Origin of the sequence: Rhizobium leguminosarum bv. viciae USDA 2370, from assembly GCF_002008365.1 — a bacterium.
In the GTDB taxonomy this organism is placed as follows: domain Bacteria; phylum Pseudomonadota; class Alphaproteobacteria; order Rhizobiales; family Rhizobiaceae; genus Rhizobium; species Rhizobium leguminosarum.
Window position 1 is genome coordinate 70,321 of sequence record NZ_MRDL01000046.1, and the last position, 14,521, is coordinate 84,841.

Here is a 14,521-nt window from a genome sequence, read left to right on the forward strand (position 1 = left end):
GAGCGATTGAGTGGCAGCGTGTGTTCGATCAGCAGCGGTGAGAGGAGTGACCCTCCTGCTTTTCCTGTTGCTCACCTTTGCCGGGCGCAGCCTTGCAAGCGACGCCCTCTCGACACCCGCTACCGACCCGCAAATATCGATCCATGAAGGTTTCGTGGACCAAAAGACTTGTGCATCCTGCCACGCAGATCAGGCGGCTGCTTTTTCGAAGTCCCACCATGCGAAGGCCATGGCCTTGGCCGACGACGAAACGGTGCGCGGCGATTTCGACAATAGCAGGTTCGAGCATGACGGCGTGGTCACGACCTTCAACCGCCGCGATGGCCGCTTCTTCGTGAACACCGAGGGTGCGGACGGCAGCGAGGGCGAGTTCGAAGTCAAATATACCTTCGCCTACGAACCGCTGCAGCAATATCTCGTCGAGATCGGAGGCGGACGGCTGCAGGCTCTCGATGTCGCCTGGGACACGGTTAGACGGCAATGGTTCTGGCTCGGCGACGGCACTCCGGCCAAACCGGGCTCGACCTATCATTGGACGGGCCCCTTCTATCGCTGGAACCGCACCTGCATCGATTGTCATTCGACCGATCCCCAGGCGAAGTTTCAACCGCAGACGAACGAATACGAGTCGACCTACGTCGCCACCAGCATCGGCTGTCAGTCCTGTCATGGTCCGGGCGCCAAGCACGTCGCTTCCGCGCAATCGGCCGATGTCTCATCTCCCATGACGGATACAGGCTTGCCGAAGGTCGAGGCGAACACCTGCTTCGCCTGCCATGCCAGGCGCACCAGGCTGCTGGACGGCTACCAGCCGGGAAAGCCCTTTCTCGACTATTTCTCCCCTGCCCTGCTCCGGGAGGATCTCTATTTCCCCGACGGGCAGATCCTTGACGAGGTCTTCGAACATGGCTCGTTTCAGCAAAGCAAGATGGCAAGGGCGGGCGTGACCTGTCTCGACTGCCATCGGCCGCACGATGCCGGCCTCAAAGCCGAGGGCAATGCACTGTGCACGCAATGCCACACAGAGACGAAGCCGGAGCGCTTCGTCAACCAGGATCCGAGCGGGCTGTTCGACACTCCCGAGCACACCCGTCACCAGGCCGGCTCCACCGGAGCACAATGCGCCAACTGCCACATGCCGGAACGCACCTACATGAAGGTCGACCCGCGCCGCGACCACTCCTTCGTCATCCCCCGACCCGACCTGTCGGCAACCCTCGGAACGCCGAATGCGTGCACGACCTGTCATGTCGGCAGAACGAATGATTGGGCAGCCGAAACAATGGACAAATGGTACGGGACGCAGTGGCGCAAACGCCCGTCGATCGCCCATGCCTTCGCCGGAGCTGCAAACGGCGATCAAGCCGCGGTGGAGGCTCTGCGCGCGCTTGTCAGTGACCATGACCAGGCAGGAATTGTCAGGGGTAGCGCCATCGCAGCAATGAGCCGAACTGGCGGCGTGCAGATCACCGCCGACATTCAAACGGCCGCAGCCGATGCAGATCCGCTCGTCAGGCTCGGTGCTGCGGAAGCGGCAGGCAACATTCCGCCGGAACAGAGGCTGGAGGCGATCGGCAACCTGCTGGGCGATGCAACGCGCGCGGTGCGCGTTGCTGCCGCCAACGCACTCGCCGGCACTCCTCCCCACCTCTTCGGCGATCAGCAAGGCAATTTCGAAGCCGCCGTCGCGGACCTGCGCGCCTATGTCGAAACCAATGGCGACGTCGCGGAAGCACAAAGCAATTATGGCTTCTTCCTGTTCGCCCGACAGCGTACGGCCGAGGCCGAAGCCGCCTTCCGGCGAGCGATTTCGCTCGACCCGACACTGGAGGCAATGCGCATCAATCTCGCGGAATTCTACCGCGCCACCGGCCGGAACGACCAATCGGAACAGACCTATGCCGAAGCGATCGGCATGGCGCCTGAAAGCGCGGATCTGCGGTACGGACACGCGTTGTCGCTGGTACGCAAACAGGCATTGACCGAGGCTATCACAGAACTCCAAGAAGCCGTGCGGCTGGATCCACAAAACTCCCGCTACAAGACGACCTTTGCCGTCGCTCTCGATTCCGCTGGCCGGACGGATGAAGCACTGGACAAGCTCGATGGTTGGGCGGCGGGCGAAGACGCTGATATCATCGGCCTGGCGCTCCGATACAGTCTCAAGCTTCGACGCTTGCCGGAGGCGCTGAAATACGCCGAGGATCTGGCGCGACTGAGACCTGAGGACCAGCAGATTTCAGGCCTCATCGGGCAGTTGACGCAGGCGATCAACGAAAAATAGGTATTTGAGCTTGTCGAAATCTACCTCTCGCCGCACAGTGCCGACTCGGGACAGCAGTGCCGAGGCGAAACGAGATCGGGGGATTCTCATGAAAGCCATATACTTGCGTGCCATTCTATTGGTGACGGGCATTTGCGCGGCGTCGGCCGGCAACGCTGCCGATATCACGCCGCTCACGCCGGAAGCAAAAACAGTCGAGAGCCAGAGCGGCTGGGAATTCACCTTCGCGCCATATTTCTGGGCTGCCGGCATATCCGGCGATATTGGGCAGTTTGGACTTCCGGAAGTTCATATCGACGCGGATTTCGGCGATATCCTCAATAACCTCGACTTCGCTTTCATGGCGGCAGGCGAAGCAAGATACGATCGCTTCAGCATCGTCGGTGACGTGATCTACACCAAGCTCGGTGCCGACGCCGACACACCTGCCGGCATCCTTGCCGACAGCGTCGATGTGACATCGAAGACCTTCGCGGGATTTCTTGGCGCCGGTTACGCCGTGCTCGAAGACCAAAATGGCCATCTCGATGTGGTCGGCGGCATGAGGGTCTGGTCGGCCAAAACCGAGATCTCCTTTAATGGCGGCATTCTGGCCGGAGTGGATGTCGAAGACAGCGCCACATGGGTCGATGCCGTCGCCGGCGTCCGAGGGAACTACTTCTTCACGCCGGAAATCTATGTCACGGGGTGGGGCCTGCTGGGCGCCGGCGGCGCCGATATCGACTGGGATGTGGCGTTGGGCCTCGGCTACAAGTTCAACGACACCATCTCAGCGGTCGCCGGATATCGTGCACTCGGCGTCAATTACGATAATGACGGGTTCGTCTTCGACGTCGTTCAGCAGGGGCCGATCTTCGGGGTGGCCATTCGGTTCTAAAGGCCGGACTGGCGAACTTCGTACTGTTAGCGATTCCGGGAGCCGGAAAAACGACGTCCCCCAGCAGCAGAGAGCCGCCGTGACAGCGGCTCACAGTTCGGTATCCAACAGGATCGATCCGGGGGATATCGTTTCATTTCGGAGGAAGCTGCCCTGCGGGCTGGGTTCAATCGGATCATGGAGGCATTGATGAAGAAAGTCGCTTCTTGGGTAGTACTGGTTGTCGCGCCGCTCGGTGTCTGGACAGGGACGGCAGCCGCCCAGTCGAGTGAAGACCTGGCGAAGAAGCTTTCCAATCCGATAGCCTCGCTCATCAGCGTCCCGTTCCAGTTCAACTACGATCACGGCTATGGTCCAGACGACGGCGACAAGGCGACGCTGAACATTCAGCCGGTCATTCCCTTCAAGATAAACGAGGACTGGAACGTCATCTCGCGCACCATCCTGCCAGTCACATGGCAGAACGACATTGCCGGACCGTCGGGAACGCAGTTCGGTCTGGGCGACATCACGCAAAGCTTCTTCTTCTCGCCGTCCAAGCCGACCGAGAGCGGCATCGTCTGGGGCGTCGGCCCGGTGTTCCTGCTGCCGACGGCGACGGACGAGCTCCTCGGAAGCGGCAAGTGGGGTGCGGGTCCGACAGCGGTCGTCCTTAAGCAGGACGGCCCCTGGACTTACGGCTTTCTCGGGAACCACATCTGGTCGTTCGCTGGTCAAAGCGACCGGGAGGATGTGAGTTCGACGTTCCTCCAGCCGTTCCTCTCCTACACGACCAAGGACGCCTGGACGTTCTCGCTGAATACGGAGTCGACATATAACTGGGAAACGAACGACTGGTCGGTGCCGATCAACTTCGCAGTCGCCAAGCTGATCACCATCGACAAGCAGCCAATCAGCCTGACGGCGGGCATACGATATTGGGCGGCGGCTCCAGACAATGGCCCGGAAGGACTGGGCTTCCGCGTCGCGGTCACGTTCCTCTTCCCGAAGTGAATCCGCAGTCGACGACGCGCGCGGCGGCTGTAGTAGCAAAAGCTCAACCTTCTTTTGCTATTGCTGGAGCCGATTGCGTTGGAGAAGATTTCGGCGATGAAAATTCCGACAGTGATGGTTCTGATTGCAGCCGCCCTGCAGCCGGTCTCAGCCTTCGGCGAGACCGATTGGATGGGCGGCGCGAGACAATGGTCGGTCGGCTTTGCGAATGAGAGCCCGCATCCCTATTGCCGCCTGCTGTGGGACAGCGAGATCGGCAAGACCATGGAATTCCGCCAGAGCGCAACCGAGACGTTCTGGCTGGTATCAAAGAACACATGGGACATCCCGGCCGATACCAAGACCGAGGTGACGCTGACCAACCGTACGACGACGAAAGTGGTCGCCGCCGAATTCTTCGACAAGAACACGCTTCGCCTCTGGGGTCCGGCCAGCAAGGGGAGCGGCGGACTGAAGAAGATCATCAAGAATTCCTTTGCCGGAACGCCTGACGTGCAGCTTACCTTTGCCGGCGACGAAGGCGACTGGACGCTTCCGCTCTCGCGGGTGGATCAGCTCTACCCGACTTATCGCCAGTGCCTCAAACGGCTCGAGGCTGGCGAAAGGCCGAAGCAGAATTCCGAAACAAGCAAACCGTTCTGACAGTCGATTATAGCGGCGGCGAAGTATCGCGGATCAGGCTGCGGACGGCTTCGATATCGCCGTTGAGCGGCCGTTCGTCACTATAGTGGGAAACATGCTCCCGCACGGCCTTGTAGACCAGGTCCGTTCCTGCGGCCCGCGGCGCTGTCGCCGCCAGGAAATCATGCGCCTGGGCAGCGGCCATCAGCTCGATCGCCAATATATATTCGGCGTTGTCGATGACGGCGAGCAGCTTGCCGGCGGCAGCCGTCGGATGCGCGAGGAAATCCTCCTGCAGGCCTGAGGTCAGCCCGCCATCCAAGGCCGCGGGTGCGGCAAGGCGGCGGTTCTCGTTGCTGAGTGCCGCGGCAGTATATTGGGCAATCATGAAGCCGGAATGGCTGCCGGCATCGCTGGCGAGGAAAGGCGGCAGGCCGCTCACCAGCGGATTGACGAGCCGATCCATGCGCCGTTCGCTGATTGCGCCGATCTGCGCCAGCGCAATGGCCAGGCTATCGGCCGCCTGCCCGAGCGCCGGGGCAACCGCATGGGCCTCGGAGGAGACGATCGGGTGTTCCGGCGTGCCTGAGACAGCCGGATTGTCCGTCACCGAAGCAAGTTCCTGATCGACGACGCGGGCGGAATTGTCGAAGACATCGCGGGCAGCGCCATGGGCATGCGGCACCGAACGAAGGCTGAGCGCATCCTGCGTGCGCCGGCCGAAGGCGGCGGCGACAAGACCGCTGCCCTGAAGCCGCGCGCGCAGGCTCGCTCCGACTTTCTCTATTCCCGCCGATGGGCGCAGCGCCAGCACCGCCCCGTCGAAGGCGGCGATCTGGCAGCCTGCCGCTTCCAGCGTCAGCGCGGCGATCGCATCGGCCCAGTCGAGCAGCCGCTCGGCGCGCGCAAGCGCCACGGCGGTCAGACCGGTGGCGCAGGCCGTGCCGTTGACCAGGCTCAAGCCTTCCTTGGCGCCGAGCACCAGCGGTTCGAGGCCGATCGCAGCAAGCGCCTCGCGACCGCTCATGCGCCGGCCGTCCCGGTGAGCGCTGCCTTCGCCGATCAGAACAAGCGCAATATGGGCGTTATGGACGAGGTAACCGGCAGAACCCTTGGACGGCACGTCGGGAATGCAATCATGTTCCAGCAGGGCCGCAAGATGCTGGACGATCTCGCGCCGCACGCCGGAATGACCATGGGCGAAATTGGCGATCTCAGCCGCGATGATGGCGCGCACCTCGCGGGCGGCCAGCAACGGACCGACGCCGCAGGCATGGCTGAGCACGATGCTGCGCGACAACAGGCTCTGCGAGGCACGATCGACCACCGTATCGGCGAGTGCCCCGACGCCGGTATTGACGCCATAGGCACGCACGCCCGTCTCGACGATGCGCGCGACGATGCGGCTTGCTTGCTCGATGCGCGCCAGGGCGGCGGGCGACAGTGCGAGCGCTTCTCCGGTCCCGACGCGCGCGACATCGCGCCAGGTCAGCACGGACTCGATCGTGATTGTCATTGACCGCTTCCGAAATGGCCGATGAACTGGCGGAAGGCGGGTGTGGCGCCGCCGGTAAACATGTCGTCCGGCTTGCCGCTGCTTTCGATCAGGCCTTCGCGCATGAAGACGACGCGGTTCGAGACGTTACGGGCAAAGCTCATCTCATGGGTGACGACGAGCATGGTCATGCCTTCCTCGGCAAGCGCGCGCATGACGCGCAACACTTCGCCGACAAGCTCCGGATCGAGCGCCGAAGTCGGCTCATCGAACAGCATCACCTTCGGTTTCATCGCCAGCGCACGGGCGATTGCGGCGCGCTGCTGCTGGCCACCGGAGAGATGGGCCGGATAGGCATGGCGCTTATCGGCGATGCCGACCTTTTCGAGCAGCGCTTCGGCCTCGGCGATGCAGTCGGCGCGCGGTCGCTTCAGCACATGGATCGGTCCTTCGATAACGTTTTGCAGGATCGTCATATGGGACCAGAGATTGAAGGACTGGAACACCATGCCGAGTTCGGAGCGGATATGGTCCACCTGCTTCTGGCTGGCCGGCTTGCTTCGCCCGCCCTTATGCACCATGCGGATCTCCTCACCGTCGACCCAGATCTCGCCGTCGCTGGCGGTTTCGAGCATGTTGATGCAGCGCAGAAAGGTCGATTTGCCGGAGCCGGAGGCGCCGAGCAGCGAGATCACATCGCCGTCTTCCGCATCGAGGGAAATGCCGCGCAATACTTCGTGCGTACCGAAGCTCTTGCGGATATTGCGGACCGATAGTCGGGTTACGCCTGGCATGAGTGCTCCAATCGGGTCACGAGCATGATGCCGAAAAGTGTGAGCGGTTTTCGGACAACATCATGCTCTAACTATTTAGTTTAGAACAGGATTCAGATTTTAGGCCGACCCGGCCTAAAATCATCCTGTTCTAGGCCGCTTACGCCTTCACCGCCTGCGGAATGGCGCGGCGATGTCGGGACAGCGAATATTCGAGCAGAGCCATGCCCTGCAGGATGATGAAGTTGAGGACGAGATAGATGATCGCCGCACAGAGAAAGACTTCCATCGTGCGGTAGGTCTGCGAGATCAGCCGCTGCGCCACCCCGGTTACTTCCCAGACGGTGACAAGGCTTGCGAGCGCCGTCGACTTCATCATTAGCACGATCTCGGTGGAATAGGCCGGCAGCGCGTGACGGAAGGCAATCGGAGCCAGGATACGGCGCACCAGCAGGAAGCCGGACATGCCGATCGAGCGTGCCGCTTCGATCTCCTTCGGCGAGACGGCGCGAATGCCGCCACGGAAAATCTCCGCCGTGTAGCCGGCGGTGCAGAGCGCCAGCGACAGCACGGCGCAGACCATCGGCTCGCGCAGGAACGGCCAGAGGAAGGAATAGCGGATGACGCCGAACTGGCCGAGGCCATAGAATACCAGGAACATCTGGATCAAAAGCGGCGAGCCGCGGAAGATGAAGATATAGCCTTTGGCGAAACCCGAAAGCACCGGGTTGCCGCTGGTCCGCATCCAGACGATGACAAGCGCCAGCAGGCCGCCGGAGACGATCGACAGGGAAAACAGGATGAGCGTCGTCGGTACGGCCTTGAGCAGGGTGACCATGGTCGAGGCGATGAAGGTGAAATCCATTGTCGCCTCCTTACGCCTGGCCCATGGCGGATGCCGGCATGCTGCGATTGGCGCGGCGCTCCGCCCCGTTGAAGATGCGGTCCGAAAGGCTGGTCAGGAGCAGATAGAGGCAGCCGCCGGCAATGAAGAACAGGAAATATTGCCGGGTCGAGCCCGCCGCCACCTGGCTGGTGCGCATCAGTTCTGCAAGACCGGTGACGGAGACCAGCGCCGAATCCTTGAGACTGAGCTGCCAGACGTTACCGAGGCCGGGAATGGCGAGGCGAAACACCTGCGGCATGATGATGCGGCGAAGGCGCATGCCGCGATGCATGCCGATCGCCGAGGCGGCCTCAAGCTCGCCCTTGGAGATGGCGAGAAATGAGCCGCGGAAGACCTCCGCCTGGTAGGCGCCGGAGATGATGCCGACGGCAAGAGCGCCGGCGACAAAGGAGGGCAAGCCGAGGAACCCCTCGTAACCCATTGCCTGGCCGATAGAGGTGACGGCCGACGAGCCGCCGAAATAGATGAGATAGATGATCAGCAGTTCCGGCACGCCGCGAAACACGGTCGTATAGACGTTGCCGAGCGTGACGAGGATAAGATTGCCGGAGAGTTTCGCGGCTGCGACAATCGCGCCAAGCACTGCGCCGATCGCCAGCGCCGTCGCCGTGACAGCCAGCGTCATCAAGGCGGCGGCAATAAGCAACGCGCCCCATCCCGTCGAGCCGAAGCCGAGAAGTTCCAAGCTTGCCATATCGTCCGTTCCCCGTCCGTGGCAGTGTTTTGCGGATTGACAATAGCATGCGGTCTCCGGCGATAAAGCCGGAGACCGGTGTTTGCGGCCGAAAGGCCGAAACGCTTATTGCGGGCTGACGTCGACCTTGAACCACTTCATCGAGAGGTTCTTGATGGTGCCGTCGGCAAGTGCGGACTTGATCGCTTCGCTGAACTTGTCGCGCAGATCCGTATCGGCCTTGCGGACACCAAGGCCTTCGCCCTCGCCCCAGATCGAACCGGCGATCTCGGGGCCGGTGAAGTCGAGCGCGCCGTTGGCGGACGCAAAGGCATTGTTGAAATAGACGGCATCGTCGAAGCCGAGGTCGATGCGGCCGTTCTGCAGGTCGAGGTCGCGGTCGGCACCGGTCTTGTATTCGCGGATCTCGGCAATATCGCCGAAATTGTCATAGACGAACTTGGCGTAGACGGTCGCCGCCTGGATGCCGATCGTCTTGCCCTTGAAGACGGCCTTCAGCGCGTCGATCTCTTTCACGCCGGTCTGGCCGGGCGTCATCTTGATCGTGGTGCCGGTGCCGGCGGCCTTTGCCAGCGGGCTGTCCTTGGCGGTAGCAAAGGCGGCAGGCGTGGCGGCATAGGGAACCGTAAAGTCGATGACCTGCTTGCGCTCATCGGTGATCGACAGTGCATCCATGATAACGTCGAACTTGCCGGCGTTGAGCGCCGGGATCATGCCGTCCCAGTCGGAGGCGACCAGCGTGCATTCGATCTTGGCGCGCTCGCACAGCACTTTGGCGAGTTCCGGTTCGAAGCCCCCGAGCGTGCCGTCGGCATTGGTGAGGTTCCAGGGCGCATAGGCGCCTTCGAGGGTAATGGTCGCCTTCGTCCAGTCTTTGGAAAAGGCAGGTGCGGCGAAGGCGGAAAAAGCCGCCACGCCACAAAGCAGGATTGCGCTGAATTTCATGTGTGAATTCTCCTCTGGAGTTGAAACAGACCTTGCGGCACCACGGCCGATCTTCGCCGGCTTGCCCTTTCCTGTCCTATTTCTGTTTCAAGGACCGATTGGGAGGTTGTATATGGTACCATATGAGATATTTTGTGATATGCAAGAGGAAAGTCGAATTATGTGGCGAATTCCATTCGTGCAAAAGGAATAGGCAATGAAGCGTCCCGGCGAGATGAAGCGCGAACTGGCGGAAAATGATAGCACCCCGCTCTATGCCGGCGTCAAGCAGGTGATCCTCGACCGCATCCAGAGCGGCGAATGGCCGCCGAAATATCGCGTGCCCTCGGAAAACGAGCTGGTCGTCGAGCTCGGCGTCAGCAAGATGACCGCCAATCGGGCGCTGCGCGAACTTGCCAACGAAGGCGAACTCGTCCGCATCCAGGGCGTCGGCTCCTTCGTTGCCGAGCGCAAGGGTTATTCGGCACTGTTCGAGGTCCGCAACATTGCCGAGGAAATCGCCGAACGCGGTCATGTCCACGAGGCCTCGGTCGTTGTTCTCGCCCAGGAAACCGCCTCTCCAGAGGTTGCCGACGCGCTGGAACTGCCGATTGGTGCTGCGGTTTTCCATTCGCTGATCGTCCACAGCGAAAACGGTGTTCCCGTGCAGATCGAGGACCGCTTCGTCCATCCGGAGGCCGCGCCTGAATATCTCGACCAGGATTTTTCGACGCTGACGCCGAACGCTTATCTGACGGCTGCGGCCCCGCTCAGCGGCTCCGAACACGTCGTCGAGGCGGCGATGCCGCAGGCATGGGAATGCAAGCTGCTGACCATCATGAAGACCGAACCGTGCCTGACAATCCGCCGCCGCACATGGTCGGCAAAGCAGGTGGTCTCGACCGCACGTCTCGTCTATCCAGGCCACCGCTATCGCTTGGAAGCCCGTAGTGGCAAGATGTTCGAGGAATGAAAACACCCGTGATGTTGTATATGGGACCGTGTAGGCCGCGCCGTCGCCAGGAGCGGGTGTAAACGGCAGCGGCCGCACTGCTTGACCGAGGAAACAGCGTCCTTGGCGGAGACTTATCACGGCGTGTGAAAATAAGCGGAGGAGACTTTTTACAAGCTAGGCAATAACGCATGGACAAGGCGTGGGCCGAGTCAGTGCCGAGACAACCGCCGCACGCCAATGATTGTCCGTTTCGACGGAGGTCGGATCTTCTTCTCCTTGTTGCGTCGGGCCCCGGGCATGCCTAGTTGAAGCCCGACGGATAGTCTTGCTCGAGATCGGACTAGGGCTGGCGCCCTTGCCCTCGTGAGTCGCGGGATCTCGGGCGGCACCTGCATCAGTCCCCGGTTCCCTTGCGTGTGGCCGGAAGGTATCTATTGTCGACGAATGCCGGGTGGTTGGGAGTAGGTAATGTCGGCAGTGCCGTTCTCAAAGATTTCGACGCCGCTCAACGCGCTGTTCGCTGCAATCGGTCTCCTGGTCGTTGCCGCACTGACGACGCAGGGCCTTACTGGACAGGAGAGGCTTGTCTTTGAGCTGCTACTTGCGGCAATTTGGCTGGCCTATGTCCTCCAATTGAGCGGCACATTGCTTTCACGGCGAGACCGCTTGTCGGGCGGGATGCCGGCCCTCGTGATCGATTTTCTCGCGGTTCTAGTTCCGGCTGCTGCATTCTTGTTCGTCGGGTCCCGTGATCGAAACCTCTATTGCGCCATTTGGCTTCTCAAGCCGTTGCGCGACTCGACCTTCTTCAGGCTGCTGGCAAAGGTGGTTGCGAATGAATCGCGCAATCTGCTTGGCGTGACATCGGTGTTCGGCATCGTTCTTTTTGGTGCTGCGTTGGCCGGTTATATCATCGAGCGAGACGTCCAGCCCGATAGGTTCGGCAGCATTCCGCAGGCGATGTGGTGGGCGGTCGTGACGCTGTCGACGACCGGCTACGGCGACGAGATCCCGCAGACCCTCGCAGGTCGCGTTCTGGCCGGATTGGTGATGATGAGCGGGATCGGTATTTTTGCACTTTGGGCCGGCATCCTCGCCACCGGCTTCTACGAAGAGGTTCGCCGCCAAGACTTCGTTCGCAATTGGCAGTTGGTCGCTGCCGTACCCCTGTTCCAGAAGCTTGGTTCCGCTGCACTGATAGAGATCGTTCGGGCGCTGCGAACGCGCATTGTCCCCTCGGGTGCCGTGATCTGCCGCAAGGGCGATGTTGGCGATCAGATGTTCTTCATTGTCGAGGGGCGGGTCACCGTGGCGACACCCGACCATCCGGTGGAACTCGGTGCCGGAAACTTCTTTGGCGAGATGGCGCTAATCAGTGGCGAACCTCGCTCAGCGACGGTCAGCGCAGCAACCGAGGTATCGCTGCTGTCGCTCTACGCCGTGGATTTCCAGCTGTTGTCGAGCAGCAGTCCGGAGATCGCGGAGACCATCCGCAAGACGGCGCTGGAGCGGCGGGGCGGGCCGCCGAAGGAATAATCCAAGCCTGATGGCAGCGGCCTGGGGGTTACGCCTTGACCGGCTCATGCTCCCAGACGGTCGAAAAGCAGAGCGTCCGAGGCGTTGATTTCAACCCTGAACTTTTAACTTTGCTTTTTGATCGGCGGCTCTCCTGTGGACTGGGGCCGGGGCCGTGTTTCAAAACTAGCGCCGCTTACCGACAAATGTCCCGCAAAGTTTCCAACCACGCGATGCGATATACGAAGCCCCCAGATCAAGCTGGGTTTCTATGATGGTAACCTACGCGCGGTATTCGATAGATCAGCAAAACCCTGTCGGCGGCATCGCGCAGGAGGCGACGAAAGGCGAGGAAATCCGCGTTTCTCCCGCCCTGATCCAGCCCATATGGTCCGGCGATGTCTCCGCAGCCGTCGCTGACGCGGCAGTCGCGGCACCCGTCAACGGCATTGTCGAAGTCGGCGGTCCGGAAGCCCTGCCGCTCGACGAACTGAATCCGCCGCTTCGTGCGCATCACCAAGGACCCGCGCAAGATCGTTCCTGACGTCCACGCTCGCTATTTCGGCATCGCCCTCAACGACCAGTCACTGACGACAGGTAAATCCGCACGCCTCGGCTCCGTCAGCTACGAAGACTGGCTTGCCCGCCAGGTGAGCGCATAAGGCAAGACGGAAACCAGATATGCGAATTGGCGTAGCCCGCCCATGCGCACGATCTCATAAAAGCTGGCGCCGCTGCACCAATGAAAAGTCGCCCCACCCGCTTAAAGGAATACAGCCTATTTCATGAGCGCGGACTGTCTCAGCGCGGCATGAATATCGCTGACGACGGCAGCACCCTCGCCCACCGCCGCCGCAACCCGCTTCGTCGACCCGGCGCGCACGTCGCCGATCGCAAAGACGTTCGGCAGACTGGTTTCAAGCGCGAGCGAGGGCCGCCCAAGCTCCATCTCGACATCGGGAGTAAATCCCGTGCCGGTCCTGATGAAGCCCTTGTCATCGGTCTTGATGCGGCACTTGATCCAGTCGGTATTGGGATCTGCGCCGATGAACATGAAGACCTTGCGAAGGTCGTAATTTGTCTCGCTCCGCTGCTGAAAATTCGTGACGGTGGCCGTCAGGCGGCCATTCTGCTCTTCGGAGAGCGCCGTCAGTTCGCATCCCACATGCATCTCCACATTCGGCAGCGCAGCTATGCGTTCGATCAGATAGGTGGACATGGTCTCCACCAGGCTTCGGCGGATCAGGAGATGCAGGCGCCGGACCCGCGGCGCCAGAAAGGCGACAGCCTGGCCGGCCGAATTGCCGCCGCCGACAAGCGCAATATCGTCGTTTTCACAGAGCTTTGCCTCGATTGCCGAGGCCCAATAGGAAATTCCCGCTCCTTCGAAACGGGCGATGTCGGGAATGGTAGGCCTGCGGTATCGGGCACCCGAGGCGATGACGACGGTTCGCGCCTTCACCGTCCTGTCTCCATCGAGGCGCAACATCATCGGGTCGATTGCCCGCCGGCCTGCCGCCGCCGGGGCCAGCTCGCTGACATCGAGCGGCAGGGCGATCTCCGCGCCGAACTTGAGCGCCTGGTTGAAGGCGCGGCCGGCGAGCGCTTGGCCCGAAATTCCGGTTGGAAAGCCAAGATAGTTTTCGATGCGCGAGGAACTGCCGGCCTGCCCGCCGATCGCCCGTGCATCGATGACGATGACGCGCAGCCCTTCGGACGCGGCATAGACGGCAGCCGCCAGTCCCGAAGGTCCGGCGCCTACGATCGCCACATCATAGAGGATGGCCGGATCGAGCTCCGGCATGATGCCGAGGCAGCAGGCGGCTTCCGCATCGGTTGGGTGTTTGAGGACGGTGCCATTCGGGCAGACCATCAGCGGCAGATCGACAGGCAGGATGCCGAGCCTCTCTACTAATGCCCGGCCCTCATGGTCGGAGGCGGCATCGAGCACGACATGCGGATAGCCGCTCCGGGACAGAAAGCCCTGCAGCCGCGTGAGATCGCGCTCGCCGGGATGGCCGATCAGGATCGAGCCGGCGCCGCCGAACTGAATCAGTTCCACGCGCCGAAGGATATAAGCGCGCATAATGATCTCGCCGATCTCGGCCGAACCAATGATCAGCGCCTTCAGATGGGCAGCATCGAAGGCCAGCGCCACACATCCTTCCGGCCCCGCACGCCCGCCGGCAAGCAGCGGCCTTCCGGAGAGCTGGCTGACCTCTCCTGAAAACTGCCCCTCGCCATGGCTGGTGATCAAGACTTCCGGCGTCGACAGTCCGTCATGCCGGAAAGCATCCAGGCGGCCGGAAAGGACCAGCCATGCCGGCGCATTCCGGCCACCGATCTGGTAGACAACCTCACCGGGAGCAAATGTATGCGGCCCGCCGCTGGCAAAGCGCCTCGCCATCTGAACCTGCGCGGCGCTCAGCACCGGAAACATCTGATAGCGGCGGGATTCCAGATTATCGGCGGTCATGTCGAAG

At 61.6% G+C, this 14,521-nt stretch carries 12 protein-coding genes and 1 pseudogene; 7 read left to right on the forward strand and 6 right to left on the reverse strand.

The annotated features are described in order from the left end of the window. The first annotated feature begins 10 nt into the window (after nucleotides 1-10). The 4 genes from BS629_RS22315 (at nucleotide 11) to BS629_RS22330 (ending at nucleotide 4,796) form a co-directional block, all read left to right on the forward strand. Complete coding sequence (locus tag BS629_RS22315; RefSeq protein WP_050566359.1) at nucleotides 11-2,284, forward strand: tetratricopeptide repeat protein; 2,274 nt, start codon at nucleotides 11-13, stop codon at nucleotides 2,282-2,284. Nucleotides 2,285-2,372: 88 nt separating this feature from the next. Then, nucleotides 2,373-3,161, forward strand: a complete 789-nt coding sequence (locus BS629_RS22320; RefSeq protein ID WP_018246356.1) for a hypothetical protein — start codon at nucleotides 2,373-2,375, stop codon at nucleotides 3,159-3,161. 189 nt (nucleotides 3,162-3,350) lie between these two features. After that, nucleotides 3,351-4,154, forward strand: a complete 804-nt coding sequence (locus BS629_RS22325) for a transporter (RefSeq protein ID WP_370091298.1) — start codon at nucleotides 3,351-3,353, stop codon at nucleotides 4,152-4,154. A 96-nt stretch (nucleotides 4,155-4,250) separates the two neighbouring features. After that, nucleotides 4,251-4,796, forward strand: a complete 546-nt coding sequence (locus tag BS629_RS22330) for a hypothetical protein (RefSeq protein ID WP_018448842.1) — start codon at nucleotides 4,251-4,253, stop codon at nucleotides 4,794-4,796. Between the two features lie 7 nt (nucleotides 4,797-4,803). Here BS629_RS22330 and BS629_RS22335 read toward each other — a convergent pair whose 3' ends face one another. The 5 genes from BS629_RS22335 to BS629_RS22355 form a co-directional block, all read right to left on the reverse strand. After that, on the reverse strand, nucleotides 4,804-6,291 hold the full coding sequence (locus tag BS629_RS22335) for an HAL/PAL/TAL family ammonia-lyase (RefSeq protein ID WP_018246353.1): 1,488 nt from the start codon (nucleotides 6,289-6,291) through the stop codon (nucleotides 4,804-4,806). Continuing rightward, nucleotides 6,288-7,064, reverse strand: coding sequence for an ABC transporter ATP-binding protein (locus BS629_RS22340; protein ID WP_018246352.1), 777 nt, complete (start codon nucleotides 7,062-7,064; stop codon nucleotides 6,288-6,290). The genes BS629_RS22335 and BS629_RS22340 overlap by 4 nt, the downstream gene beginning before the upstream one ends. A gap of 139 nt (nucleotides 7,065-7,203) precedes the next feature. After that, nucleotides 7,204-7,908 (reverse strand): ABC transporter permease, encoded by a 705-nt coding sequence (locus tag BS629_RS22345; RefSeq protein ID WP_018246351.1) that lies wholly within the window; start codon nucleotides 7,906-7,908, stop codon nucleotides 7,204-7,206. Nucleotides 7,909-7,918: 10 nt separating this feature from the next. Further along, a complete protein-coding gene (locus tag BS629_RS22350; RefSeq protein ID WP_018246350.1) occupies nucleotides 7,919-8,644 on the reverse strand; it encodes an ABC transporter permease in 726 nt (241 codons plus the stop codon). A gap of 105 nt (nucleotides 8,645-8,749) precedes the next feature. Then, the gene (locus tag BS629_RS22355) at nucleotides 8,750-9,589 is read right to left on the reverse strand and encodes a transporter substrate-binding domain-containing protein (RefSeq protein ID WP_018246349.1); all 840 of its coding nucleotides are present in this window, start codon (nucleotides 9,587-9,589) and stop codon (nucleotides 8,750-8,752) included. 196 nt (nucleotides 9,590-9,785) lie between these two features. On the opposite strand from BS629_RS22355, the gene hutC reads away from it, so the two are divergent. The 3 genes and pseudogenes from hutC to BS629_RS22370 all read left to right on the forward strand — a co-directional run. Beyond that, nucleotides 9,786-10,541, forward strand: coding sequence for a histidine utilization transcriptional repressor HutC (hutC, locus tag BS629_RS22360; protein WP_018246348.1), 756 nt, complete (start codon nucleotides 9,786-9,788; stop codon nucleotides 10,539-10,541). A 450-nt stretch (nucleotides 10,542-10,991) separates the two neighbouring features. Then, the gene (locus tag BS629_RS22365; protein ID WP_018246347.1) at nucleotides 10,992-12,059 is read left to right on the forward strand and encodes a cyclic nucleotide-binding domain-containing protein; all 1,068 of its coding nucleotides are present in this window, start codon (nucleotides 10,992-10,994) and stop codon (nucleotides 12,057-12,059) included. A 295-nt stretch (nucleotides 12,060-12,354) separates the two neighbouring features. Beyond that, nucleotides 12,355-12,700: pseudogene (locus tag BS629_RS22370) on the forward strand (NmrA family transcriptional regulator); the annotation flags it as partial. A gap of 116 nt (nucleotides 12,701-12,816) precedes the next feature. Here BS629_RS22370 and BS629_RS22375 read toward each other — a convergent pair. Further along, nucleotides 12,817-14,514, reverse strand: a complete 1,698-nt coding sequence (locus tag BS629_RS22375; protein WP_018246346.1) for an FAD-dependent oxidoreductase — start codon at nucleotides 14,512-14,514, stop codon at nucleotides 12,817-12,819. Between the last annotated feature and the right edge of the window lie 7 nt (nucleotides 14,515-14,521).

Coding starts and splice junctions, on each gene's coding strand:
- BS629_RS22320 (WP_018246356.1), top strand. CDS start 2,373: ATGAAAGCCATATACTTGCGTGCCATTCTATTGGTGACGGGCATTTGC.
- BS629_RS22325 (WP_370091298.1), top strand. CDS start 3,351: ATGAAGAAAGTCGCTTCTTGGGTAGTACTGGTTGTCGCGCCGCTCGGT.
- BS629_RS22330 (WP_018448842.1), top strand. CDS start 4,251: ATGAAAATTCCGACAGTGATGGTTCTGATTGCAGCCGCCCTGCAGCCG.
- BS629_RS22335 (WP_018246353.1), bottom strand. CDS start 6,291: ATGACAATCACGATCGAGTCCGTGCTGACCTGGCGCGATGTCGCGCGC.
- BS629_RS22340 (WP_018246352.1), bottom strand. CDS start 7,064: ATGCCAGGCGTAACCCGACTATCGGTCCGCAATATCCGCAAGAGCTTC.
- BS629_RS22345 (WP_018246351.1), bottom strand. CDS start 7,908: ATGGATTTCACCTTCATCGCCTCGACCATGGTCACCCTGCTCAAGGCC.
- BS629_RS22350 (WP_018246350.1), bottom strand. CDS start 8,644: ATGGCAAGCTTGGAACTTCTCGGCTTCGGCTCGACGGGATGGGGCGCG.
- BS629_RS22355 (WP_018246349.1), bottom strand. CDS start 9,589: ATGAAATTCAGCGCAATCCTGCTTTGTGGCGTGGCGGCTTTTTCCGCC.
- hutC (WP_018246348.1), top strand. CDS start 9,786: ATGAAGCGTCCCGGCGAGATGAAGCGCGAACTGGCGGAAAATGATAGC.
- BS629_RS22365 (WP_018246347.1), top strand. CDS start 10,992: ATGTCGGCAGTGCCGTTCTCAAAGATTTCGACGCCGCTCAACGCGCTG.
- BS629_RS22375 (WP_018246346.1), bottom strand. CDS start 14,514: ATGACCGCCGATAATCTGGAATCCCGCCGCTATCAGATGTTTCCGGTG.